At 73.2% G+C, this 24866-nt stretch carries 16 protein-coding genes and 1 CRISPR repeat array; of the genes, 8 read left to right on the forward strand and 8 right to left on the reverse strand.

Annotated elements, in window-relative coordinates:
- Positions 1–27: 27 nt before the first annotated feature.
- Positions 28–1260, reverse strand: a complete 1233-nt coding sequence (locus ACQUFX_RS15425) for a glycosyltransferase (protein WP_428966706.1) — start codon at positions 1258–1260, stop codon at positions 28–30.
- Positions 1261–1479: 219 nt separating this feature from the next.
- On the opposite strand from ACQUFX_RS15425, the gene gmd reads away from it, so the two are divergent.
- From gmd to ACQUFX_RS15440, 3 genes are read left to right on the forward strand one after another with little or no spacing between them, the layout of a single operon-like run.
- Positions 1480–2493 (forward strand): GDP-mannose 4,6-dehydratase, encoded by a 1014-nt coding sequence (gene gmd, locus ACQUFX_RS15430; RefSeq protein WP_067370698.1) that lies wholly within the window; start codon positions 1480–1482, stop codon positions 2491–2493.
- Positions 2490–3692 (forward strand): glycosyltransferase, encoded by a 1203-nt coding sequence (locus ACQUFX_RS15435; RefSeq protein ID WP_428966707.1) that lies wholly within the window; start codon positions 2490–2492, stop codon positions 3690–3692. Before gmd ends, ACQUFX_RS15435 begins: the two co-directional genes overlap by 4 nt.
- Positions 3689–4882, forward strand: coding sequence for a DegT/DnrJ/EryC1/StrS family aminotransferase (locus ACQUFX_RS15440; RefSeq protein ID WP_428966708.1), 1194 nt, complete (start codon positions 3689–3691; stop codon positions 4880–4882). Before ACQUFX_RS15435 ends, ACQUFX_RS15440 begins: the two co-directional genes overlap by 4 nt.
- Here the strand turns inward: ACQUFX_RS15440 and ACQUFX_RS15445 are convergent.
- Positions 4797–6050, reverse strand: a complete 1254-nt coding sequence (locus ACQUFX_RS15445; protein WP_428966709.1) for an MATE family efflux transporter — start codon at positions 6048–6050, stop codon at positions 4797–4799. The genes ACQUFX_RS15440 and ACQUFX_RS15445 overlap by 86 nt on opposite strands.
- A complete protein-coding gene (locus ACQUFX_RS15450) occupies positions 6047–7363 on the reverse strand; it encodes a hypothetical protein (RefSeq protein WP_428966710.1) in 1317 nt (438 codons plus the stop codon). Before ACQUFX_RS15450 ends, ACQUFX_RS15445 begins: the two co-directional genes overlap by 4 nt.
- A 159-nt stretch (positions 7364–7522) precedes the next feature.
- Here ACQUFX_RS15450 and ACQUFX_RS15455 point away from each other — a divergent pair, with 159 nt between their 5' ends.
- The gene (locus tag ACQUFX_RS15455; RefSeq protein WP_428966711.1) at positions 7523–10633 is read left to right on the forward strand and encodes a M14 family metallopeptidase; all 3111 of its coding nucleotides are present in this window, start codon (positions 7523–7525) and stop codon (positions 10631–10633) included.
- Between the two features lie 102 nt (positions 10634–10735).
- Here ACQUFX_RS15455 and pgm read toward each other — a convergent pair whose 3' ends face one another.
- Positions 10736–12379 carry a phosphoglucomutase (alpha-D-glucose-1,6-bisphosphate-dependent) gene (pgm, locus tag ACQUFX_RS15460; protein WP_428966712.1) on the reverse strand — a complete coding sequence of 548 codons (1644 nt, stop codon included), beginning with the start codon at positions 12377–12379 and terminating at the stop codon, positions 10736–10738.
- Between the two features lie 118 nt (positions 12380–12497).
- On the reverse strand, positions 12498–13730 hold the full coding sequence (gene glgC, locus ACQUFX_RS15465; protein WP_428966713.1) for a glucose-1-phosphate adenylyltransferase: 1233 nt from the start codon (positions 13728–13730) through the stop codon (positions 12498–12500).
- A gap of 72 nt (positions 13731–13802) precedes the next feature.
- On the opposite strand from glgC, the gene glgA reads away from it, so the two are divergent.
- Entirely contained in the window at positions 13803–15005 is a 1203-nt protein-coding gene (gene glgA / locus ACQUFX_RS15470; protein WP_428966714.1) for a glycogen synthase, read from the forward strand.
- A gap of 105 nt (positions 15006–15110) precedes the next feature.
- Here the strand turns inward: glgA and ACQUFX_RS15475 are convergent, their stop codons facing one another.
- Positions 15111–16271, reverse strand: coding sequence for a helix-turn-helix domain-containing protein (locus ACQUFX_RS15475; RefSeq protein ID WP_428966715.1), 1161 nt, complete (start codon positions 16269–16271; stop codon positions 15111–15113).
- Between the two features lie 19 nt (positions 16272–16290).
- A complete protein-coding gene (locus tag ACQUFX_RS15480; RefSeq protein ID WP_428966716.1) occupies positions 16291–16488 on the reverse strand; it encodes a hypothetical protein in 198 nt (65 codons plus the stop codon).
- Between the two features lie 213 nt (positions 16489–16701).
- On the opposite strand from ACQUFX_RS15480, the gene ACQUFX_RS15485 reads away from it, so the two are divergent.
- The 3 genes from ACQUFX_RS15485 (at position 16702) to glgB (ending at position 23289) form a co-directional block, all read left to right on the forward strand.
- Positions 16702–16929 carry a winged helix-turn-helix domain-containing protein gene (locus ACQUFX_RS15485; protein WP_428966717.1) on the forward strand — a complete coding sequence of 76 codons (228 nt, stop codon included), beginning with the start codon at positions 16702–16704 and terminating at the stop codon, positions 16927–16929.
- Between the two features lie 680 nt (positions 16930–17609).
- Positions 17610–18492: direct repeats of the CRISPR family, unit length 29 nt; unit sequence GGGATCACCCCCGCGTGTGCGGGGAAGAG.
- Between the two features lie 673 nt (positions 18493–19165).
- Positions 19166–21199 carry an alpha-1,4-glucan--maltose-1-phosphate maltosyltransferase gene (locus ACQUFX_RS15490; RefSeq protein WP_428966718.1) on the forward strand — a complete coding sequence of 678 codons (2034 nt, stop codon included), beginning with the start codon at positions 19166–19168 and terminating at the stop codon, positions 21197–21199.
- Complete coding sequence (gene glgB / locus ACQUFX_RS15495; protein WP_428966719.1) at positions 21187–23289, forward strand: 1,4-alpha-glucan branching protein GlgB; 2103 nt, start codon at positions 21187–21189, stop codon at positions 23287–23289. Before ACQUFX_RS15490 ends, glgB begins: the two co-directional genes overlap by 13 nt.
- Positions 23290–23712: 423 nt before the next feature.
- Here the strand turns inward: glgB and ACQUFX_RS15500 are convergent, their stop codons facing one another.
- Positions 23713–24753, reverse strand: a complete 1041-nt coding sequence (locus ACQUFX_RS15500) for an App1 family protein (RefSeq protein WP_428966720.1) — start codon at positions 24751–24753, stop codon at positions 23713–23715.
- Positions 24754–24866 lie beyond the last annotated feature (113 nt).

Here is a 24866-nt window from a genome sequence, read left to right on the forward strand (position 1 = left end):
ATGCCCCCGCCCGTACGGGCGGGGGCGTCAGGGGGCGGTGAGGGGCGGCGTCGGGTCGTGGATCACCCGGCGGGCCAGGTCCAGGACGCTCTCCTGCTCCTGCCGGTCCCGCCACCGCCGGTAGGCCGCGCCGGCGGCGAGCCGGTCCGCCCGCCGCCGGGCCGGCGACGCGGCGGCGACCCGGGCGATCTCCGTCGCCAACGCCGCCGGGGTCAGCTCGCCGACGACCCACCCCCCGCCGTCGCGCAGCACCTCCGTCCACGGCGTCCGGTCCGAACAGATCACCGGGCAGTGGGCGGAGAGGCTCTCGGCGATCACGTGGCCGAAGTTCTCGCCCCGGGTGGGCAGGACGAAGGCGTCGTAGCGGGCGAAGGTGGCACACACCTCGTCGGGCAGGAGCACGCCCCGGTGGGTGACCGAGGTCGACGCGGGCAGCGCGGCGACGAGCGCCCGGCACCGGCGCCAGTAGGCCTGGTCCTCCTCCGGGCCGTAGATGTCGAGGCGCACCGGGCCGGGGACGTGGGCGAGCGCGGAGAGCACGAGGTCGAGGTTCTTCATCGGGGAGATCCGCCCGATGAAGACCAGCCGCGCCGGCCCGGCCGGGGGCGGTCCCTCCGGCGCGGGGGTCGGCTCCGGGCCCCGGCCACCCACGGCCACCACGCCGATCCGGGCCCGGGGCAGCACCCGCCGGATGTCGGCGGCCTCGGCGGGGGTGGTGGCGTGCCAGAGCACCCGCGGCCCGGCCAGCAGCCGACGCCAGCCGGCCAGGAAGAGCCGCTTCTTGGTGCTTTTCAACCCGAGCGCGCCCGCGCCGAACTCACCCCGGGGCGCGACCAGGATCCGGTCCGCCCGGAGCAGGCCGAGCCGCACCGCCACGATCGGCAGGATCGAGTACGTCGACCAGACGCTGTTGACGTAGAGCAGGTCGTACCGGTCGGCCCGCAGCCGCCGCCAGAGCGGACGCCAGTGGCCGGGACGCCGGGCGTCGAGGTAGAAGACGTCCGCCCGGCCGTGGCGGACCCAGCGGCCGGAGAGCCCCGGGTAGGGGGTCGTCGCGCCGAGGTCGTGGTCGCGGGTGACCAGGGTGACGTCGATGTCGTCGGCCGTGCTGGCGAGCATCTCGGCGATCGACCGGATCGGGCCACCGGCCCGCCAGCCCGGGGTGAAGTACCCGGCGGTGACGAGGGCCCGGAAGGTCTGCGCGCCGGTGCCGGCCGGCCGGTCGGTCGTGGTCGCACCGGGGCCGGTGTCGTGGGCCATCGTCACTCCTCGGGTGGGTCGCAGCACCGCCCGGCCCAACGATCGGGCCCGGCACCGGTGACCCGTTTCCACCGACATAAAAGACCTAACTCTTAAATACATGAAAGTTCATGATCGACCGTTTATGTCCGGTATAACGATGCGGAGGACTGTTCCGGTTCGTCGCCGACGCCTCCGGTCCCGGCGTGGACCACCCGGCGACACCACGAGAGGGACCACATGTCACGAGTCGCACTCATCTCCGGCATCACCGGGCAGGACGGCAGCTACCTGTCGGAACTCCTGCTCGACAAGGGCTACACGGTGCACGGGATCAAGCGACGGTCGTCCACCTTCAACACCGAACGGATCGACCGCGTCGACGTCCACCCGAGGGCCGGCGACGCCCGGCTGTTCCTGCACTACAGCGACCTGTCCGACCCGGCCTCGCTGACCGCGTTGATCCGCGACGTCCGGCCCGACGAGATCTACAACCTCGGCGCGCAGAGCCACGTCCGGGTCTCCTTCGACATTCCCGGCTACACCGCCGACGTCACCGGGCTGGGCGCGCTGCGGATGCTGGAGGCCGCCCGCGCCGCCGACGTCGGCTGCCGCTTCTACCAGGCGTCCTCCTCGGAGATGTTCGGCTCGACGCCGCCCCCGCAGCGCGAGGACTCCCCGTTCCACCCCCGCAGCCCGTACGCCTGCGCGAAGGTCTACGCCTACTGGTCGGCGGTGAACTACCGCGAGTCCTGGGGCATGTACTGCGCCAACGGCATCCTGTTCAACCACGAGAGCCCCCGCCGGGGCGAGAACTTCGTCACCCGCAAGATCACCCGGGCGGTGGCCCGGATCGAGGCGGGCATCCAGGACACGCTCTACCTGGGCAACCTCGACGCGGTCCGGGACTGGGGCTACGCCCCGGAGTACGTCGAGGCGATGTGGCTGGCGCTCCAGCAGGACCGGCCCGACGACTACGTCGTCGCCACCGGCGAGGGGCACACCGTCCGCGAGTTCGTCGAGGCCGCCTTCGCCCACGTCGGCCTCGACTGGCGCGACCACGTGGTGATCGATCCCCGGTACTTCCGGCCGGCCGAGGTCGACTCGCTCATCGGTGACTACGGCAAGGCCCGGCGCACCCTGGGCTGGGCGCCGAAGACGCTCTTCACCGACCTGGTCCGGGTGATGGTGGACGCCGACCGCCAGCTCCTCGACGACGAGCGGATGGGCCGGCTGGTCCGGGTGGACCGATGAGGGTCACCGTCGAGGCCACCCCGATCCGCCCCGGTCACGCCGCCGGGCTGGAGGCGTTCACCTACGGCCTGCTCGACGGGCTGGCCGCCGGCACCCCGCTCGACCTGCGGGTGACCGTGCTGCGCGGCACCGCCGACGAGTGGCGCGAGCGGGTGCCCGGCGACCGGATCACCTGGGCCGAGGTCGGCATGCCGCTGCGCTCCGACAACCGGTACGGCCGGGTGCTGCGCCGCTTCACCCCGGACCGGGTCCGCGACTCGCTGGTCGTCCGGCGCACGGTCAACGCGGTCCGGCAACGGGCGCGGACCGGGCACGGCGAGGCGGACGCGGTGCTCTTCCCGTTCCACTGCGCGCCGATCCGGGGCGACGCGGGGGTCGTCGTCCTGCACGACCTGCGGCACCTGCACGCCGCGTTCCACGCCCCCGGCTACGAGGCGGTGATCCGGGCGAACGTGGCCCGCGCGGCGGCCGTGGTGGTCTCCTGGCCGCACCCGTACCAGGAGGCGCTGGCCATGTTCCCCGAGGCGGCGGAGCGGATCGCGCTGATCCCGCCGCCGACGTTCCAGTCCGCGCCGGACCGCTCGACCGCGCGCCCCGAGCCGGGCCTGCTGGTGTACCCGTCCTCCACGGCGGCGCACAAGAACCACGCGACCCTGCTGGAGGCCATGGCGCTGCTGCCCGACCACCGGCTGGTCTGCCCCGGCCCGCTGGTCGAGCCGGAGGCGAGCCGGCTGCTCGCCCGGGCCGCCCAGCCCGACCTGCGCGGCCGGGTGTCGTTCCCCGGTTTCGTCACCCTCGACGAACTGAACGCCATCTACGCCCGCGCCGACGCGGTGGTGGTGCCCTCGCTCTGGGAGGCCGCCAGCGGGGCGATGCTGGAGGCGTTCAGCTGGGGCCTGCCGGTCGCCTGCGCGGACGCCGAGCCGCTGCGCGCCCAACTGGAGTTCACCGGCGCGGAGGCGGCGGTGTTCCGGTCCACGGACCCGGCCTCGCTGGCCGACGCGGTCCGCCGCCTGCTGGCCGACCGGGCGCACTACGCCGCCGCGTCGCTGCGCGCCGACGACCGGCTGGCCCGCCGGACCTGGGTGGCGACCGGACGCGACTACGCCGACGTGCTGCGCTGGGTGGCCGACGGCCGTCCCGGGCCGATGCCCCGCTCCACCTTCGCCGCCACGCTGGCCGCCGGGGGCACCCGGTGAGCGACCCGGCGCAGCGGTTCCCGGTGGCCCGGCCCAGCCTCACCGACCTGGAGGAGCGGTACCTGCTCGACGCGCTGCGCAGCGGCTGGATCTCCTCCCAGGGCCCGTACCTGCGGGCCTTCGAGGAGCGCTTCGGCGCCCGCTGCGCGGCCGGGGCCACGCTGGCGACCGGCAACGGCACGGTCGCCCTGCACCTGGTCCTCGCCGCCGCCGGCATCGGGCCCGGCGACGAGGTCGTCGTCCCCGCGCTGACCTACGTGGCGACCGCGAACGCGGTGGCCTACTGCGGCGCCCGCGCGGTCTGCGTGGACGTGCTGCCGCAGACCTGGTGCGTCGACCCGGCCGCCGTCCGGGCCGCGATCGGCCCCCGCACCCGGGCGGTGATCGCCGTCGACCTGTACGGCCACCCCGCCGACTACCCGGCCCTGCGTGACCTCTGCGACCGGCACGGCCTGCTGCTGGTGGCCGACGCGGCGGAGTCGTTCGGGGCCACCCTGCACGGCCGGCCCACCGGGTCGCTCGCCGACGCCACGACGTTCTCCTTCTTCGGCAACAAGGTGATCACCTCCGGCGAGGGCGGCTGCGTGACCACCTCGGACCCCGCGCTGGCCGACCGGATGCGCCTGCTGCGCAACCAGGGCATGGACCCGCAGCGGCGGTACTGGTTCCCGGTGCTCGGCTACAACTACCGGATGACGAACCTGGCCGCCGCGCTGCTCTGCGCCCAGCTCGACCGGGCCGACGAGATCATCGCCGCCCGGGACCGGGTGCTCGCCGGCTACGAGGAGCAGCTCGCCGACGAGCCGGCGCTGCACCCCCAGCCGGTCGCCGCCGGGGTCCGCCGCGCGCCGTGGATGGCGTCCTTCCTGGTCGGCCCGACCGGCGACGGCACGTACCGGGACGAGCTGGCCCGCGCGCTGGACCGGCTCGGGGTGGAGACCCGCCCCTTCTTCGTGCCGATCCCGCAGCTACCCGCGCACCACGACCCGACCGCCGACTGCCCGGTGACCACCGACCTGAGCCGGCGCGGCATCAACCTGCCGACCTACGCCGACCTGGGCGAGCCGGAGGTCAAGGCGGTGGTGGAGCGGGTCCGCGCCGCGCTCAGGCAGGCTGCGCCACGAGGGGCCGCTCCGCCGCCCGGCGACGCAGCAGGAGCTGGTAACTGCGCCCCCACGCGAGCGCACTGAGCAGGGCCATCACCACCAGCGCCGCCGCCGCGCCGCCGGCGCCGAACAGGACGGCCCCGGCGACGACCACCGGCACCCGCAGCACCCCGAGCACGACGCCGACGACCACCGCCCGGCCGGACGCCCGCTCGATCCGCAGCCCGGCGAAACCCACCGCGGCGGGGACGGCCAGCAGGCTCTCCACCGCCAGCAGCGGCAACAGGCCCTGGGCCAGCGCCCAGTTGGCGCCCAGCAGCGCCGCGCCGACGCCGTCGGGCAGCAGGGCGACCGCGAGCGCCATCGGCAGCGCCCCGGCGGTGACGAGCAGGACCAGCCGGACGGCGGCCCGGGTACGGACGGCCGTGGTCGCGTCCCGGGTCCGGGCCAGGTGGGGCAGGATCAGCGTCGAGGCGGTGGACACCACCAGGTTCACCGGCCCGAGGATGGTCCGGCCGGCGCTCAGCGCCCCCACCACGGCGGTGCCGGCGACGCCCGCCATCGCGGTCAGCGCGAGCTGCGCCGAGCCGGTGGTGACCAGGAACTGCGCCCCGAACCCCAGCGCGGTACGGGTCTCCGCCCGGCCGGCGGACCAGCCGGGCAGCAGGCCGTACCCGCGCCGCCCGGCGGCCACCAGGCCGAGCAGCGCGCCGCCGACCGCCCAGCCCGCGAAGACCGTCTCCGGGCCGACCAGCCGCAGCAGACCGGGCAGTACGGCGAGGAGGGTGAGCGCCGCCCAGGCGCCCTCCTGGCGCAGCGCCCGGCGGGGCGCGCCGACGCCCAGCGCGACCGCCTTGGCGTGGTCGTAGAGGACCAGGCCGGGCAGGGCCGCGCCGGCGAGGAGGAGGTACCGCGAGCCGGTGGCCGCCCCGGCGGCCAGCACGAGCGCGCCGGCCGCGACCCCCACCAGGGTCGCCCGCCGGGCGGCCGGAGCCGCCCCCGCCGCCGCGGCCAGCACCGTGTCGGTCACCATCGCCCGGACCAGCCCGGAGACGAGGATGTAGAACGAGAAGGCGACCGCGAACCGGCCCACCCCGCCCACCGTCTCCAGCCGCGTGACGGTGACCGCGAGCAGGAAGTTGCCGGCGCTGGAGAGCCCACCGACGACCAGGGCGAGTGGGGCCCGGCGGTGCCGGAGCCGGCCGGCCGCCGTACCCAGCCGGGCGACGACCCGGCCGGCACCCGCCGTCACGGCAGCGCGCCCGCCGGTCTGCGGAGCCGACCGGCGGCACCGGGCCCGACCCGGCTCCACCCGGGGTCCGGCCGGCGGCGGGTCAACCACAGCACGAGGAAGACCGGCACCGCCGAGACGACGTGCTGGATGAAGCTGATCGACGCGTCGGGGTAGGTGGCCGACCACAGCAGCGGGTCGGCCAGGACGAAGCAGAGCAGGCTCAACCGGGCCGGGCCGGGCGCGCCCCGCCAGCGCAGCAGCAGCACCACCACGGCGGCCCAGACGGCGTAGAAGACCACCACCCCGACCGGCCCCTCGAAGAACCAGATGTTGCCCAGCGCCAGGAAGGTGAACGCCGAGGTGGTGGTGCCGCCGAGGTACCGGTTGATCTGCTGCCCGGTCGAGACGGGCGGCCGGTCGGGGTCGAGCGCGCGGGGCACCACCCCGTACCGGAGGTGGTCGGTGAAGCCGGGCTGGTCCAGGTCGACCGGGACGTCGTAGCCGGCGACGGCACCGATCTGACGGTCCAGGCGCAGCCGGTCGACCGCCGTCGACCCGCTGGTCACCTCGACGCCCCGGGCCTCCCGGATGGAGTTGCGGTAGTCGAACATGGTCGGCCAGAGCAGGAAGACCACCAGCACGCCGACGACCAGGTACCGCAGCCGGAAGACGCCGCAGACGGCCCCGGCGGCGGCCACGAAGAAGACGAACCCGAACAGCGGCGCGGAGATGGCCGTCATGACCGCCAGCAGCGCCTGGGCGGCGGTGAGCGCCGCCAGCCAGCCGTACAGCCGGGACAGGGCCAGGTGGCCGCCGACGTGACTGGCGACCAGCAGCGCGAAGCCGAGCGCGCCCCAGCCGGAGAAGAGGGAGGCCACCGCCCCGACGGTCGAGTCGGGAACCGTACCGGAGAGCTGGGAGACGATGGTGCCCCGCCCGGTGTACGCCCCGGCGAGGTTGGCCACGATGCTCGTCACCGCGACCAGTCGCGCCACCAGGTGGAGCCGGGGGTACTGGGCGTTGGCGTCGCGCAGGCCGCGCCGCCACTGCGGGTCGGGGCTGCCGAAGATCAGGCCGAGCGTCTCCACCGAGGCGCTGCCCAGCAGCGCAAGTCCCACCAGCCGCAGGATGAACCCGGTCTGCGGGTTCTGGTTGACCACCGCCATCGGCAGGACGAGCAGCGCGAACGGCGCGAGCAGGGCGATGCTGACCGGATAACGGCGCAGCAGCCGGCCGGTGACCTCCCGGCGTGCGCCGCCGCCGACCGGCGGGGCCGGAAGGGACAGTGTCCCCCGCCCCGGTGCCGTGTCCCGTCCCCTGCTGTCGTCCACCTAGTCAGAACGATCCGCGCCGAGGGGAGAAACGCTCCGACGAGGACGTTCCCGCCGACGGGATCGCGCTGTCGGGCAAATGATCGATCTCCACCATTGACAGCGGTGGTCACGCCCAGCAGGCTCGCCGCTACGAGTGTTTCCATCGAAGGAGATGCGATGAGACCAACGAGGCTGGCGACCGCCGGCGTGGTCACCCTGGTCGGCGCGCTCGTGCTGACCGCTCCGGCGAGCGCACGACCCCCGTCCGAGGCGGGCGGGCGCGACAGCCTGCAGGTGTACGTCGGCACGCTCGACGCGGGGCAGGTGGAGAAGCTGCGGGCCACCGGCGCCGACCTCGGGCACGCCCGCCGGGGCACCGACGCCGCCGGGCGGACCCGGGTCGAGACCGTGCTGACCGAACGGGAGGCGGCCCGCCTCGCCGGCCAGGGCGTCCGGCTCGACGTCAAGAAGGTCCGGGGCAAGGACGCCGCCCAGGCGTTGCGCGAGCAGTCGGCGGCCGGCTGGAAGGCGTTCCGGTCCTACAGCGAGCCGGGTGGCATCCGGGACGAGATCACCGCCACCGTCGCCCGCCACCCGAAGCTGACCAAGCTGGAGACCATCGGCCGGTCCGTGCAGGGCAAGCCGATCCTGGCGGTGAAGGTCACCAAGAACGCGCAGACGGTGCCGGACGGCAAGCGGCCGGCCGTGCTGTACGGCAGCACCCAGCACGCCCGTGAGTGGATCACCCCGGAGATGACCCGCCGGCTGATGCACCACGTGCTGGACAACTACGGCACCGACCCGGCCATCACCCGCCTGCTGGACACCACCGAGCTGTGGTTCCTGCCGGTGATCAACCCGGACGGCTACGACCACACCTTCACCCCGGGCAACCGGCTGTGGCGCAAGAACCTGCGGGACAACGACGGCGACGGGCAGATCACCAGCGTCGACGGCGTCGACCTCAACCGCAACTTCGCCACCAAGTGGGGGTACGACGACGAGGGCTCCTCGCCGGAGCCGTCGAGCGAGACGTACCGGGGCCCCGGCCCCAACTCGGAGCCGGAGACCAAGGCGCTCAACCGGCTGTTCCAGCGGGTGGGCTTCGAGTACTTCATCAACTACCACTCGGCGGCGGAGCTGCTGCTGTACGGCATCGGCTGGCAGGTCAGCACCCCCAGCCCGGACGACGTCATCTACCGGGCGCTGGCCGGTGACGACGCGAACCCGGCGGTGCCCGGGTACGACCCTGACCTCTCCGCCGAGCTGTACACCACCAACGGCGACACCGACAGCCACGCCACCGTGCGGCACGGCACCCTGGGCTTCACCCCGGAGATGTCGACCTGCGAGGCGGCGGCGGCCTCCGACCCGGACGACCAGTGGCGGCCGGAGGACTGCGTCAGCGGCTTCATCTTCCCCGACGACGAACGGCTGATCGCGGCCGAGGTGGGGAAGAACATCCCGTTCGCCCTCTCCGTGGCGAACTCGGCGGCCACCCCGGACGAGCCGGTGTCGGTGCTCGGGCACACCACCCCCGACTTCGTGGTCGACTCCTTCGACACCTCGTACGGGCGCACCCAGCAGGTGGCCTCGAACATCCGGCGGTCGCTGAAGAACGTCCAGATGCACTACGTGGTCAACGGCGGCCGGCCGAAGACCAGCCCGGTGCGCGAGTGGCGCGGCGGCGAGCGGTACGGCGACACCCACGACAAGTACTACGGCGAGTTCCGGGGCACGGTGCGCGGCACGAAGCCGGGCGACCGGGTCGAGGTGTGGTTCACCGGCACCAAGCCCCGCACCGGTCCGGTGGCCAGTGAGCGCTTCACCTACCGGGTGCACGGGGACATCGGCGGGGACGTCCTCGTCCTCGCGGTCGAGGACGTGACGGGGCTGAGCCCGGCGCAGACCGGCACCACCGCGAAGTACGCCGACGAGGTCGCCGCCTCGCTGACGAAGGCGGGCCGCACCAGCGACGTGTACGACTTCGACGTGATGGGCCGCAAGGCGCCGCACCCGCTGGGCGTGCTGTCGCACTACCAGGCGGTGGTCTGGGAGACCGGTGACGACGTCATCCTGCGCTCCCCCGGCCAGGTCGCCGGCACCGCCGCGCGGGCGGCGCTGGAGACCGAGCTGGCCGTGCGGGACTACCTCAACGAGGGCGGCAAGGTCCTGGTCAGTGGCAAGTACGCGCTGTTCGCCCAGTCGGCGAACGGCTCGTACATGTACCGGCCGGAGGGCACGACCGAGTGCACCGACCCGGACGACACCACCTGCCTGCCGCTGCTGAACGACTTCCAGCAGTACTACCTGGGGGCGTACAACTACGTCAGCGACGGCGGCACCGACCCGGACGGCAACCCGTACCCGGTCAGCGGGGCGGCCGGGGCGTTCACCGGGTTCACCGGGCAGTTGAACGCGCCCGGCTCGGCGGGCAACCAGGACCACACCGCCTCGTTCCTGTCCACGTCGAGCTTCCTGCCGCCGGACCGGTTCCCGCAGTTCGCCAGCTCGGCGACGGTGGACTGGAACCGGCCCGGGGCCGCGCCGTTCGACCCGCGCACCGGGGACTGGTACCTCTACAGCGGGCGGGCCGACGAGTCGTACAAGCGGCTCAGCCGGACCGTCGACCTGACCTCGGCCACCAGCGGTGAGCTGCGCTTCTACACCTCGTACGACATCGAGCCCGAGTGGGACTTCATGATCGTCGAGGCGCACGAGGTGGGCACCGACACCTGGACCACGCTGCCGGACCGCAACGGCCACACCAGCCAGGACACCGGGGAGAGCTGCGCCTCGGGCTGGGCCAACGAGCTGCACCCGTTCCTCGCCCACTACCAGGGCGCGGACTGCTCCCCCACCGGCACCACCGGCGCCTGGCACGCGGCCACCGGCGCCTCCGGCGGCTGGCAGGAGTTCTCCGTCGACCTGTCGGCGTACGCCGGCAAGCAGGTGGAGATCGCCATCACGTACGTCTCCGACTGGGCGACGCAGGGCCTCGGCGTCTTCCTGGACGACGCCCGGGTGATCGTCGACGGCACGGTGGTGTCGGAGACGTCCTTCGAGGACGCCGACCTGGGCGGCTGGACGGTGAGCGGGCCGCCGGCCGGCTCCGCGCCCGGCGCGAACGACTGGACGCGCAGCCAGCAGGCGTTCGAGGAAGGTGCCGTGGTGGTCACCGAGGACACCGTCTACCTGGGCTTCGGCCTGGAGGGGCTGGCCCCGGCGGCCCGGGACGACCTGGTCGCCCGGTCGCTGGCCCACCTCACCGGCGGTTCCCGGCAGTAGCACCGCAGGGTGCGTCGGCGGTCTCCGCACCGCCGACGCACCCGTCGGCATCCGGTACAGCGCGTCGCCCGCCCCGTCTGCCGGGGCGGGCGACGCGTCGTTTCAGGCCTTCGCCAGCACCTCGTCGACCAGGTCCTTCGCCTCCGCCTGGATGCGGGCCAGGTGCTCCGGCCCCTGGAACGACTCGGCGTAGATCTTGTACACGTCCTCGGTGCCGGAGGGGCGGGCGGCGAACCAGCCCGACTCGGTGGTCACCTTGAGCCCGCCGATCGACGCGCCGTTGCCCGGCGCGGTGGTGAGGGTCGCGGTGATCGGCTCACCGGCCAGCTCGGACGCGGTCACCTGCGCCGGGGAGAGCTTGGCCAGCGCGGCCTTCTGCGCCCGGTCGGCCGGGGCGTCGATCCGGGCGTACGCGGGGGCGCCGAAGCGCCCGGCCAGCTCGGCGTAGTGCTCGCTCGGGGTCCGCCCGGTGCTGGCGACGATCTCGGCGGCGAGCAGGCAGAGCAGGATGCCGTCCTTGTCGGTGGTCCAGGTGCCGCCGTCGCGGCGCAGGAAGGACGCGCCGGCGCTCTCCTCGCCACCGAAGCCGACCGCGCCGTCGAGCAGGCCGGGGACGAACCACTTGAACCCGACCGGCACCTCCAGCAACGGCCGCCCCAGGTCGGCGGCGACCCGGTCGATCATCGAGGAGGAGACCAGCGTCTTGCCGACCGCCGCGGCCGGACCCCACCGGTCCCGGGTGCGGAACAGGTGGCCGATCGCCACCGCCAGGTAGTGGTTGGGGTTGAGCAGGCCGCCGTCGGGGGTGACGACGCCGTGCCGGTCGGCGTCGGCGTCGTTGCCGGTGGAGACCTGGTACGCGTCCCGGGCGGCGATCAGCGAGGCCATCGCGTTCGGCGAGGAACAGTCCATCCGGATCTTCCCGTCGCCGTCCAGGGTCATGAACCGCCACGTCGGGTCGACGGCCGGGTTGATCACCGTCAGGTCGAGGCGGTGCCGCTGCGCGATCTCCCCCCAGTACGCCACGCTCGCCCCGCCGAGCGGGTCCGCGCCGATGCGGACCCCGGCGTCGCGGATCGCGTCGATGTCGAGCACGGCCGGCAGGTCGTCGACGTACCCGGCGAGGAAGTCGTACTCCCCGGTGGTGTCGGCGGCGCGGGCCCGCGCGTACGGGACGCGCTTGACCTCGGTGAGCCCGGCGGCCAGGATCGCGTTCGCCCGGTCCTGGATCCACCGGGTCGCGTCGGTGTCGGCGGGACCGCCGTGGGTGGGGTTGTACTTGAACCCGCCGTCGTCGGGCGGGTTGTGCGACGGGGTGATCACGATGCCGTCGGCGAGGCCGGCGGAGCGGCCCCGGTTGTGCGTCAGGATCGCGTGCGACAGCGCCGGGGTGGGGGTGTACCCGTCCCGGCTGTCCACCAGCACGGTGACGTCGTTGGCGGCGAGCACCTCCAGCGTGCTCACCGTGGCCGGCGCGGAGAGGGCGTGGGTGTCCCGGCCGAGGAAGAGCGGCCCGTCGACGCCGTGCGCGCGGCGGTAGTCGACGAGCGCCTGGGTGACCGCCAGGATGTGCCGCTCGTTGAAGGCCCGCTTCAGGCTGGAGCCCCGGTGCCCGGAGGTGCCGAAGGACACCTGCTGCGCCGGGTCGTCCGGGTCGGGGTGCTCGGCGTAGTAGGCGGTCACCAGCCTCGGCACGTCGACCAGGTCGGCGGGCTGGGCGGGCTGGCCGGCACGGGGATGGGCCACGTCGGGGTACCTCCTGATCGGCGCACGAACGCTGGGGCTTTTCCCGGCGGCGGCCGGGGTCATGCCTGGCGGCCCGGCCGGGCGGGGCGGCGGGCCGCCGGGCGGGCCGGGCGGTGGCTCACGGCTCGACGCGTTGGCCCTTGCCGATCACCACGATGCCATTGTCGGACACGGTGTAGCGCTGCCGGTCCCGCTCCAGGTCGACACCGATCTCCGCGCCCTCGGGCACGACCACGTTCTTGTCGAGGATGGCCCGGCGGACCACCGCGTGCCGGCCGATGTCCACCCCCTCCATCAGCACCGCACCGTCCACGTGCGCCCAGGAGTGCACCTTGACCTTCGGCGAGACGACCGAGTTCTCCACCAGCGAGCCGGAGATCACCGCGCCGGGCGAGACCATCGAGGCGACCGCCCGGCCGACCCGCTCCCCCCACTGGTGGACGAACTTCGCCGGCGGGTACGGGGGCAGCCCGGTGTAGATCGGCCACTCGAAGTTGTACAGGTTGAACATCGGGTGGACGTTGATCAGGTCCATGTGGGCGTCGTAGTACGAGTCGAGCGTCCCCACGTCACGCCAGTAACCCCGGTCCCGGTCGTCACTGCCGGGCACCTCGTTGTCACGGAAGTCGTAGACGTTGGCCTCGCCCCGCTCGACCAGCATCGGGATGATGCTGCCACCCATGTCGTGCTTGCTGGTCTTGTCCTCGGCGTCGGTCTCCACGGCGTCCAGCAGCGCCTTGGTGGTGAAGACGTAGTTGCCCATCGAGGCGTAGATCTGGTCGGGGGCGTCGGGCAGGCCGACCGCGTCGGTGGGCTTCTCCCGGAAGGCCCGGATCCGCCGGCCGTCCTCGGCCACCTCGATCACCCCGAACTGGTCGGCGCTGGCCAGCGGCTGGCGGATGCCGGCCACGGTCACCCCGGCGCCGGAGGCGATGTGCGCGTCCACCATCTGCCGGGGGTCCATCCGGTAGATGTGGTCCGCGCCGAAAACGATCACGTAGTCCGGCTGCTCGTCGTGGATCAGGTTGAAGCTCTGGTAGATCGCGTCGGCCGAGCCGGCGAACCACCACGGCCCCCGGCGCTGCTGCGCCGGCACCGGCGTGACGTAGTTGCCGAGCAGGGTCGACATCCGCCAGGTCATGCTGACGTGCCGGTCCAGCGAGTGGGACTTGTACTGGGTCAACACGACGATCTTGAGGTACCCGGCGTTCGCCAGGTTGGAGAGCACGAAGTCCACCATCCGGTACATCCCGCCGAACGGCACGGCGGGTTTGGCCCGGTCGGTGGTCAACGGCATGAGGCGCTTCCCCTCGCCTCCCGCCAGGACGATCGCAAGCACCTTCGCAGCCATGGTCAGACGCTAACCACCCGCGTCCGACTTCACCACTCGTACGACCAGTCTTCTGCACTAGGGTGCGGGGTCATGACCGACTCCTCACCGCTGCGCATCGATCTGCTGACCCGGGAGTACCCGCCGGAGGTCTACGGCGGCGCCGGGGTGCACGTCGAGTACCTGGCCCGCGAGCTGCGCCGGCTCACCGACGTCCGGGTGCACTGCTTCGGCGCGCCGCGCGACGAGCCGGGCGTCACCGCGTACCCCGAACCGGCCGGGCTGGCCGGGGCGAACGCCGCGCTGCGCACCATGGGCGTCGACCTGGAGATGGCGGCGGCCTGCGCCGGCACCGACGTGGTGCACAGCCACACCTGGTACGCCAACCTCGCCGGGCACACCGCGAAGCTGCTGCACGGCGTCCCGCACGTGGTCACCGCGCACAGCCTGGAGCCGCTGCGCCCGTGGAAGGCCGAACAGCTCGGCGGCGGGTACGCCCTCTCCTCCTGGATCGAGCGCACCGCGTACGAGGCGGCCGACGCGGTGATCGCGGTCAGCGCCGGGATGCGCCGGGACGTGCTGGCCGCGTACCCGGCGGTGGACCCGGACCGGGTGCACGTGGTGCACAACGGCATCGACACCGCCCAGTACGCCCCGGACCACGGCACCGACGTGCTGACCCGGCTCGGCGTCGACCCGGCCCGGCCCAGCGTGGTCTACGTCGGCCGGATCACCCGGCAGAAGGGCCTGCCGTACCTGCTGCGGGCGGCCCGCGAGCTGCCCGCCGACACCCAGCTCGTGCTGCTGGCCGGCGCCCCGGACACCCCGGAGATCGCCGCCGAGGTGGAGGGCCTGGTGGCCGAGCTGCGGGCCACCCGCACCGGGGTCGTCTGGGTGGCCGAGATGCTGCCCAAGCCCGAGGTGATCCAGGTGCTCACCCACGCCACGGTCTTCGTCTGCCCCTCGATCTACGAACCGATGGGGATCGTCAACCTGGAGGCGATGGCCTGCGAGACGGCGGTGGTGGCGACCGCCACCGGGGGCATCCCCGAGGTCGTCGCGCACGGCGAGACCGGCCTGCTGGTCCCGATCGAGCAGGCCGCCGACGGCAGCGGCACCCCGCTGGACCCGGAGCGGTTCGTCGCCGACCTGGCCGCCTCGATCACCACCCTCCTCGCCGACCCGTCGACGACCGCCACCCTCGGCAAGGCCGGCCGTCGCCGCGCCGTCGAGCACTTCTCCTGGGACGCCATCGCCACCCGCACCCTCGCCCTCTACCGCACGCTCCGCGGGTAAGGAAGGGCCCCCTGTTAACGCTTCTGGTAGAGCAGGGGCCCCTTCTTAACACCCCGGCTCACGAGGACAGCGGCGGCGAGCGGGGCGCGCAGTCGGCGCGGCGGGTCAGGTGACGCGGAGGGTGGCGGCGAGGCGGGTCAGGTCGGCGGGGGCGGTGCCGGAGCGCGCCACCACGGCGACCAGGTCCCGTACCGCCGGCCGGTGGTGGACCTCGCTGCGGGCGGTCCGCTCGGCGTCGAGCAGCAGCCGACCGGCCCGGCGCAGGTCACCGGCGAGGGCGTACGCGCGGGCGACGTCGAGCAGATACGCGGCCCGGTGCTCGGGCGGCAGCCACCGCCCGCCGTCCCCGGCCGCCCACCGCTCGTGGCGTACCGTCGCCGTGCCGGCGTCCCCCGACAACGCCGCGACCACCACCCGGGCCGCCTCGACGGACGCGGGGCCGAACCCGTCGCCGCCCGGCAGCCCCAGGGCGACCTCGGCGGCCTGGTCGACCAACTCCCCCGCGCTACGCCCGTCGCCCCGGCCGGCGGCGGCGAGGGCGGCCTGCACCAGCAGCGTCCCGCGCAGCGCGGCGTCGCCCGGGGCGGCGGCCCCGGTGGGCCGGACCCGGTGCGCGGCGACCAGGGCGGCGGCCATCGCCGACCGTCGCCGTCCGCAGCAGCGCAGCGCCTGGGCCAGCGGTACCGTCGCGGCGGCGACCACCCGGGCGTCGTCCGTGGCCAGGGCCACCGCGAAACCCCGATCGGCGGCCAGCCACGCCAACTCGCCCTGGTCGACCTTGACCAGCGCCAGCGCGACCAGCCCGTACACCGGCACCAGCAGGGCGTCGACCGCCGGGCCGGGGCGGGCCGCCTGCGCCGCGCGGGTCGCGTCGAGCAGACCCGGCAGCAGCGCCAACAACTCCGGGTACCGGGCATGCCGGTAGCTCTGCTCCGCGTGGCCCAGCCGGGCCCGCAGCGCCGCCACGTCCGGCACCCGGGGCGGGGCCGTCAGGTGGTACCGGGCGAGGGCCGCGCGGACCGCCGCGGCCCCGGCGGCGGCCCGGTCGGGCGGCTCCGGCCGGTCCGCCAGCAACACGTCCAGGTCGATCCGCAGCGCCGCCGCCACCTCCCGCAGGCTCGACACCCGCTCCAACCGGCGTACCCCGCGCTCGACCTTGTCCACCCAACTCTTCGACCTGCCGAGCCGGTCGGCGAACTGCTGCTGCGTCATGTTCCGCCGGACCCGCCACTGCGCCACCCGCCGCCCGACCGGCAGCTCGTTCACCACCGCCCCGCCCCCGCCCTCACCCGACGATCCCGAGCAGGACCAGCAGGAGGACGACCAGCGCGATCACCCCGCCGTAGACGTACCGCCGCCAGGGCAGCGGCCGCCGACCGGGTCCGGGCCGCCACGGCACCCGATCCCCGTCGACCAACGGCAACGAACCACCAGGAACCGGGTACGCCCCCGGCAACGGCCCGTCGTGCGGACGCTCATCCATCGGTACCTCCTGACGAGTGACGGGCCGAGCGGCCACGGTGGGGCGGGATGGCACGGGGAACCACCCCGCCCCCGATCGAGGCACTCCGCTGCTGACGAGAGAACCCGCAACCACAACTCAACCTAGAGTGCAGTGAATACAGAGTCAACACACGATGCACAGAATGTCATGTGCGGTGGCATGCTCACAGGGCTGACGAGAGGTGGCCCCGCCATGCCCAGACAACCCGTGTACGAGCAGGTCATCAACGATGTGATCAGCTCGATCCAGTCCGGGACACTCCAGCCTGGCGACAAGCTGCCGTCCATCGCCGAGCTGTGCGAGCAGTACCGAGCCAGCGCCACCCCGATCAGGCTGGCCCTGCGAATCCTCGACGAACGCGGTTGGATCGAGGTACATCAGGGCCGGGGCTCCTTCGTGGCCCCGAGCCAACCCGCCTGACGAGCCGCTATCAGCAGACCCGCACGCTCGCCACTCCTTCTCCTCACCCGCTCCGGCTTTGATCCACTCCACCCCTGAATGCGGCACCCGCCGAAACCTCACTCCCGCCTCACTCGGCCAGGTCCAACCCGGTCCGGCCCGTTCCGCGATCTTGCAGTTGCGGCCCAGACAAGAAGGGCATAACACTCCTTATCGAGGAACCGAAGTGCAAGATCGCGGCTGACATGGCAAGTAGCGAGAGGATCCGGATCAACATCACCCCCGCATGCGCGGGGAAGAGGCGAGCAGCATCGGCCGCGCCCTGGTCGACCTCGGATCACCCCCGCGTGCGCGGGGAAGAGGTGATGACCGGCGGACGCTCCCGCCGCCTGCGCGGGATCACCCCCGCGTGCGCGGGGAAGAGGCCGGCCTGGCCCAGCGCAACTACGTCGAGGGGGGGATCACCCCCGCGTGTGCGGGGAAGAGTCTCCCCCGGGTGGAACGACCCGATGCCGTTCTTCGGATCACCCCGCGTGTGCGGGGAAGAGCCCCACTGGTTGCCGTCGCGGGTGACCGCCTCGGGATCACCCCCGCGTGTAAGGGGAAGAGGTCAGCCGGATCGCCGTGGCGCTGGGCCTCACCGGATCGCCCCGCGTGTACGGGGAAGAGTTGTCCACGCGCAGCGTCGGGCCCGGGGTCGTGGGATCACCCCCGCGTGTACGGGGAAGAGCTGTTGTGGGCCAGCAGGACGTGGTCGCGGTACGGATCACCCCCGCGTGTACGGGGAAGAGGGTGTGGTCCGCTCCCTGTCGACCGGCGGACCCGGATCACCCCCGCGTGTACGGGGAAGAGTTCACCTGGGCGGCGGTCGGTCTGAACACGGCGGGATCACCCCCGCGTGTGCGGGGAAGAGCTCGTTCCTGGTCAGCGGCTGGCCGCGGTCCGGGGATCACCCCCGCGTGTGCGGGGAAGAGGGTCACCGGGTCACCGCCGGGGCGGCGTGCTGGGGATCACCCCCACGTGTGCGGGGAAGAGGCACCCGGCCGGGTGTGGGACCTGACCCCCGAGGGATCACCCCCGCGTGTGCGGGGAAGAGTCGGCGGTGATGGCGTCTCCGCCGATTTCGTTGGGATCACCCCCGCGTGTGCGGGGAAGAGGTACTGCGCAGGTCCGGCAGGCGCGCTGCCTTGGGATCACCCCCGCGTGTGCGGGGAAGAGACGCGGAGCCCGTTCTCGGTCAGCTCCTCGCGGGGATCACCCCCGCGTGTGCGGGGAAGAGGTGGACCTCCAGGTCGTCCTCGGCGAGCCACCGGGATCACCCCCGCGTGTGCGGGGAAGAGGAGACGTCGTCGGCGATGCGTCGGAGCAACTCGGGATCACCCCCGCGTGTGCGGGGAAGAGAATCGGGGGAGTGAATCGCTTCCCTAATAAGAGGGATCACCCCCGCGTGTGCGGGGAAGAGACGGCGGCGGGCATCGGTCAGGCCTCCTGGGTGGGATCACCCCCGCGTGTGCGGGGAAGAGCCGCCACCCGCAGCAGGTTGCTCATGTTCGACGGGATCACCCCCGCGTGTGCGGGGAAGAGGCTTCCTGACCTGGGGCGCTAAAGATCAGCTTCGCTGTTTTTCTTCACTTTGTCGCTCAAGATCGACTCCCAGTCCCGGCAGGCTCGATGGCGGATCAGGCATGAACAGTAGCTGTCAGGCGGTGTGCGCAGGTAGTCCGTTGCACCGTCTACGTGGATCACGAGGTGTGAGTAGACCTTGGAAGCGAATGGCCCTCATGGGGGCCGAAATCCTCCAAGATCTCTCAGCGACATCCCTCCCACGCAGGGCGCTTGGGTGTCGTCCGGCGCGGGACGCTTCACTCGCCGCGCAGCAGGTCCATCAGCTCGTCGGTGGAGAGGTGCGCAAGCTCCCCGGCCCAGCCTCGGCGGCGCACGTTGCGTAGGTGATGCACCAGGCTCTGCCTGCGGTTTTCGATGCCGTCATACGGCTCGATCTGCGGGGTTCTCGTCCTCTTCTCGCGTGGTCGCCCCGCCTCCCTCGATCAACTCCAGGCGCCCACACCCGGCCAGGCACCTCCAGAGCACCACCGTCAACCCTCGGAAACACAGGAACACCGTAGTTGTTGCTTCAACGACTGATATGACCACTACATCCAGGAAGTTGTGGCGAGCAGCAAGCAAGCCCGAGCGTCGGCAGAGCCCCGGAGGGCTTGGACGGGCGCGAGGGAGGCTCGCACAGTAGGTTGATCGGGTGACTGGACGGTTCCCGATCGAAGACGTCTCCCCCGCCGTCTCCTGCGGGCGCTACCCGGCCAAGGCGGTCGTCGGTGAGGTGGTGCCGGTGTCGGCGCGCGCCTACCGGGAGGGCCACGACGCGCTGGGCTGCAACGTGGTGTGGCTCGGGCCGGACGGGGCGGGCCGCCCGTTCACCCGGATGCGCCCCGGCGAGCCCGGCCAGGACCGGTGGCACGCCACCATCGTGCCGGACGCCGTCGGCGACTGGACGTTCACCGTCGAGGCGTTCCAGGATCCGTACCTGACCTGGCAGAACGCGGTGACCAAGAAGGTCTCCGCCGGACAGGGCGCGGCGGAGCTGGCCAACGACCTGGCCGAGGGCGTCCGGGTGCTGACCGCCGCCGAGGGCCTGGTGCCCAGCGGCGACGTCGAGCGGGTACGTGCTGCCGTCGCCGCGCTGGGCGACGAGGCGCGGGACCTGCCGTACCGGGTCGGGCCGGCGCTGGAGCTGGCCGAGTTGCTCTGGGCGTACCCGGTGCGGGAGCTGGTCACCACCGGCGAGCCGTACCGGATCTGGGTGGATCGGGCCCGGGCGCTCTTCTCCGCCTGGTACGAGTTCTTCCCCCGCTCGGAGGGGGCGGTCCTGGCGACCGCCGACTCCCCCGCCCGGTCGGGCACCTTCGCCACCGCCGCACGGCGCCTGCCGGGGGTCGCGGAGATGGGCTTCGACGTGCTGTACCTGCCGCCGGTGCACCCGATCGGCCGGGTCAACCGGAAGGGTCCCAACAACGCGCTCACCGCCGGGCCGGACGACGTGGGCTCGCCGTGGGCGATCGGCGCGGCCGAGGGCGGGCACGACGCGCTGCACCCCGACCTGGGTACGCCGCAGGACTTCCGCGACTTCGTCGCCGCCGCCGCCGAGGTGGGCCTGGAGGTGGCGATGGACCTGGCGTTGCAGTGCGCCCCGGATCATCCGTGGGTCGCCGCGCACCCGGAGTGGTTCACCACCCGGGCCGACGGGAGCATCGCGTACGCGGAGAACCCGCCGAAGAAGTACCAGGACATCTACCCGCTGAACTTCGACAACGACCCGGAGGGGATCCGGGCGGAGATCCTGCGGGTGGTGCTGCACTGGGTCGGCGAGGGCATCAAGATCTTCCGGGTGGACAACCCGCACACCAAGCCGTTCGACTTCTGGCACTGGCTGATCGGCGAGGTCAAGGCGGTCGACCCGGACGTGCTCTTCCTGGCCGAGGCGTTCACCCGGCCGGCGATCATGCACGGGCTCGGCAAGATCGGGTTCACCCAGTCGTACACCTACTTCACCTGGCGCACCAGCGCGGCGGAGATGCGGGCGTACTGCGAGGAGCTGGTCGCGGCGGCCGACTACATGCGGCCCAACTTCTGGCCCAACACCCCGGACATCCTGCACGAGTCGTTGCAGCACGGCGGCCCGCCGATGTTCAAGATCCGGGCGGTGCTGGCCGCGCTGCTCTCCCCCTCCTGGGGCCTGTACGCCGGGTACGAGCTCTTCGAGCACGTCGCCCGCCCCGGCGCCGAGGAGTACCTGGACAACGAGAAGTACGAGCTGCGGCCCCGGGACTGGGCCGGCGCGCAGGCCCACGGCCGCTCGCTCGCCCCGTTCATCGCCACCCTCAACCGGGTACGCCGGGAGAACCCGGCCCTGCACCAGCTCCGTAACCTGGTCTTCCACGAGATCGACAACCCGGCGCTGCTCTGCTGGTCCAAGCACGACCCGGCCACCGGCAACACCGTCCTGGTGGTCTGCTCGTTCGACTCCCGGGGTGTGCAGTGGGGCAACACCGTGCTGGACATGCCCGCGCTGGGCCTGGACTGGCACGACCGGTTCACCGTCCACGACGAACTGACCGGGGCACACTACGACTGGGGTCAGCACAACGCGGTCCGGCTCGACCCGTATCTTCAACCGGCGCACCTCTTCACGCTGCGCCGCCCGCACGTCCCGGCCCCCGTGGCAGCCGCTCCGACCACTGACGCCCCGAAGGACGAGGCCCGATGGACCAGTTGATCGCCGGCGAGACGCACGACCCGCACGGGGTCCTCGGCGCGCATCCCGCCGACGGGCGGACCACCATCCGGGCCCTGCGCCGCGCCGCCGGGACGGTGACGGTGCTGGTCGGCGACGAGCGGCACCCGGCGACCCGGGTGCACGACGTCGGGATCTTCGAGGCCACCGTGCCCGGCACCGTGCTGGACTACCGCCTCGACGTCGACGGCAGCGTCGTCGACGACCCGTACCGGCACCCGCCCACCCTCGGCGAGCTGGACCTGCACCTGATCGCCGAGGGCCGGCACGAACGGCTCTGGGAGGCGCTCGGGGCCCGGGTCGGTGACGACGGGGTCGCCTTCGCGGTCTGGGCGCCGAACGCCCGGGGGGTCCGCGTGGTCGGCGACTTCACCGGCTGGGGCGCGCACGACGGGTGGCCGATGCGCTCGCTGGGCTCCAGTGGGGTGTGGGAGGTCTTCGTGCCGGGCGCGGCCTCCGGCCACCGGTACAAGTACCGCATCCTCGGCGCGGACGGGCAGTGGCGGGACAAGATCGACCCGCTGGCCGGGTACGCGGAGGTGCCGCCGGCCACCGCGTCGGTGGTGCACCGCTCCACGTACCAGTGGACCGACGGGGCCTGGTTGGCCGGCCGGGTCCGCCGGCAGCCGCACCAGGAGCCGATGAGCGTGTACGAGGTGCACCTCGGCTCGTGGCGGCCCGGCCTCGGCTACCGCGACCTGGCCGAGCAGCTCACCGCGTACGTGGTGGAGCTGGGCTTCACGCACGTGGAGTTCCTGCCGGTGATGGAGCACCCGTTCGGCGGCTCCTGGGGGTACCAGGTCACCGGCTACTACGCCCCGACCTCCCGGTTCGGCGACCCGGACGACTTCCGGTACCTGGTCGACACCCTGCACCGGGCCGGCGTCGGGGTGCTGCTGGACTGGGTACCCGCGCACTTCCCCAAGGACGACTGGGCCCTCGCGCGCTACGACGGCACCCCGCTGTACGAGCACCCCGACCCGCGCCGGGGCGAACACCCCGACTGGGGCACGTACGTCTTCGACTTCGGCCGCCGGGAGGTCCGCAACTTCCTGGTCGCCAACGCGCTGTACTGGTGCGAGGAGTTCCACGTGGACGGCCTGCGGGTCGACGCGGTCGCCTCGATGCTCTACCTGGACTACTCCCGCCCCGAGGGGCAGTGGCTGCCCAACGAGCACGGCGGCCGGGAGAACCTGGAGGCGATCGCGTTCATGCAGGAGGTGAACGCGACCGTCTACAAGCACCACCCCGGCGTGGTGATGATCGCCGAGGAGTCCACCGCCTGGCCCGGGGTCACCCGGCCCACCTCCGACGGCGGGCTCGGCTTCGGGTTCAAGTGGAACATGGGCTGGATGCACGACACCCTGCTCTACACCTCGAAGGACCCGATCTACCGGCAGCACCACCACCACCAGCTCACCTTCTCCCTGGCGTACGCCTGGAGCGAGAACTACGCGCTGCCGATCAGCCACGACGAGGTGGTGCACGGCAAGGGCTCGCTGGTGGCGAAGATGCCCGGCGACACCTGGCAGAAGCTGGCCACCGTCCGGGCCCTGCTGGCGTACATGTGGGCGCACCCGGGCAAGCAGCTCCTCTTCATGGGCTGCGAGCTGGGCGACGAGCGGGAGTGGAGCGAGGAACGCGGCCTCGACTGGTACCTGCTGCACGACCCGGCCCGCGCCGGGGTGCAGCGCCTCGTCGGTGACCTGAACCGGATCTACCGTGACACCCCGGCGCTGTACGCGCAGGACACCTCACCGACGGGGTTCCGCTGGCTGGCCGGGGACGACCTGGCCAACAACACGATCTCCTTCGTCCGGATCGCCCCGGACGGCCGGACCCTGGTCTGCGTCGTCAACTTCTCCGCGCGGCCGCTGGAGGAGTACCGGGTGGGGCTGCCCGCCTCCGGCCGGTGGACCGAGGTGCTCAACACCGACGCCCACCACTACGGCGGCTCCGGCGTGGGCAACCTCGGCGAGGTCCAGGCGCAGGACGTGTCGTGGCACGGCCAGCCCGCCTCGGTGGCCCTGCGGGTCCCCCCGCTCGGCGCCCTCTGGCTGCGCCCGAGCTGAGCCGGGACCCCGGGCGGGCCGGTTCGGCCGGGGCCGCACGTCGGCCCTGCCGCGGTCGTCTCCGCCAGGGCTGCTCGCCGGCTCCGGCCCGGGGGGCCGAGGTCGTTGTCGACGTCCTTTCGAGCTGCCCCGTCGGTAGGACCGCCACCGCGCCGCCCGCGTCACCCAGCCGCCACCGCGCCAGCCGCGCCGGCCCGCTCACCGCCCGTGCCATCCACTCACCGCCCGCGCCGGGCAGCCTTCCCGCCGGCCACCCGCAGCCCGGGCTGCCCCTTCGCCGCCGGTCCGTGCGGCGTCATGCGGCGTGCCCCGTTCATGAGGGCAGCTCCAAAGGAACCGCGAGACATGACCGGCCCGCCCCGCCCGCGCCCCGGCCCGCCCAGGGCCCGGCCCGCCCAGGGCCCGGCCACCGCGCCCGAGCGGTCAGACCAGGCCGTTGTCGCGCATGAGCTTCCACAGGCCGGCACCGTCGGGCGCGGAGAGCCACCGCTGCCCCACCGGGCCCTGCACCGTGCTGTCCAGCGGGGTGGGCAGCGTACCGGCGAGGACCGCCTCGGTCGGTGAGAGCTGCCGGATCGCCACCCCGGCGACGTTGTCCGGATGGCCGGCGGCGAACTCGCGGTAGATCTCCTGGTCGTGCTGGCCGTCGTCGCCGACGAGCAGCCAGCGCATCCGGGGGAACTCCCGGGCCAGCCGTTCCAGGGTGGCCCGCTTGTGCTCCCGACCGCTGCGGAACCAGCGGTCGTGGGTCGGCCCCCAGTCGGTCAGCAGCAGCGGGCCGGCCGGGTACAGGTGCCGGGAGAGGAACCGGGTCAGCGTCGGGGCGACGTTCCACGCCCCGGTGGAGAGGTAGAAGACCGGGGCCCCGGTGTGCGCGGTGACCAGCCGTTCGTAGAGCACCGCCATGCCGGGCACCGCCATCCGGGCGTGCTCGTCGAGGACGAAGGTGTTCCACGCGGCGAGCAGCGGTCGGGGCAGCGCGGTGACCATGACCGTGTCGTCGATGTCGGAGAGGATCCCGAACCGGACCTCCGGGTCGAGGATGCGCACCGGCGCCTCGACCGGCTCGGCCTCGGGCACGCTGATCCGGACCACCCCCCAGCCGGGCGCCAGGTCCGCCTTGACCACCGTCTGCACGAAGCCGCTGCGGTCGGTGCGGACCTCGTGGCGCACCCCGGCGGCCTCGATGGTGACGGTGACGTGCTTCGCGGGCAGGGTGGCGAAGCTGCGCCACCCCCGGACCTTCTCCAGCCGCCCCCGCTGCCGGGTGTCCGGGCGGCCCAGCAGCACCCGGCACATCACCCGCACCCAGCCGGGCGCGCCGTAGCCGGTGTAGGCGATGACGTTGGTCCGCCAGCCGGTGCGGCGCAGCCGACGTTCCACGAGCTGGTGTACCGCGTCCTCGATCCGCGCGGCCCGGTGCAGGGTGGGTACGGCCAACTGGCCGGCGGGTGTGGGTGGCACGCCTGCCACCCTGCCACACCTGGCCGGCACCGGCCACGCGAGCCGATCAGCTCACCGGACCACCCCCGACGGCCCACCGCCCGCCGGGTCGGCCGAACGTCCTCGGTGGGGCG

This window comes from Micromonospora fluostatini, assembly GCF_050410825.1.
Lineage (GTDB): Bacteria > Actinomycetota > Actinomycetes > Mycobacteriales > Micromonosporaceae > Micromonospora > Micromonospora rosaria.

Coding starts and splice junctions, on each gene's coding strand:
- glgA (WP_428966714.1), top strand. CDS start 13,803: ATGACCGACTCCTCACCGCTGCGCATCGATCTGCTGACCCGGGAGTAC.
- ACQUFX_RS15435 (WP_428966707.1), top strand. CDS start 2,490: ATGAGGGTCACCGTCGAGGCCACCCCGATCCGCCCCGGTCACGCCGCC.
- ACQUFX_RS15480 (WP_428966716.1), bottom strand. CDS start 16,488: ATGGATGAGCGTCCGCACGACGGGCCGTTGCCGGGGGCGTACCCGGTT.
- glgB (WP_428966719.1), top strand. CDS start 21,187: ATGGACCAGTTGATCGCCGGCGAGACGCACGACCCGCACGGGGTCCTC.
- ACQUFX_RS15485 (WP_428966717.1), top strand. CDS start 16,702: ATGCCCAGACAACCCGTGTACGAGCAGGTCATCAACGATGTGATCAGC.
- ACQUFX_RS15425 (WP_428966706.1), bottom strand. CDS start 1,260: ATGGCCCACGACACCGGCCCCGGTGCGACCACGACCGACCGGCCGGCC.
- gmd (WP_067370698.1), top strand. CDS start 1,480: ATGTCACGAGTCGCACTCATCTCCGGCATCACCGGGCAGGACGGCAGC.
- ACQUFX_RS15455 (WP_428966711.1), top strand. CDS start 7,523: ATGAGACCAACGAGGCTGGCGACCGCCGGCGTGGTCACCCTGGTCGGC.
- glgC (WP_428966713.1), bottom strand. CDS start 13,730: ATGGCTGCGAAGGTGCTTGCGATCGTCCTGGCGGGAGGCGAGGGGAAG.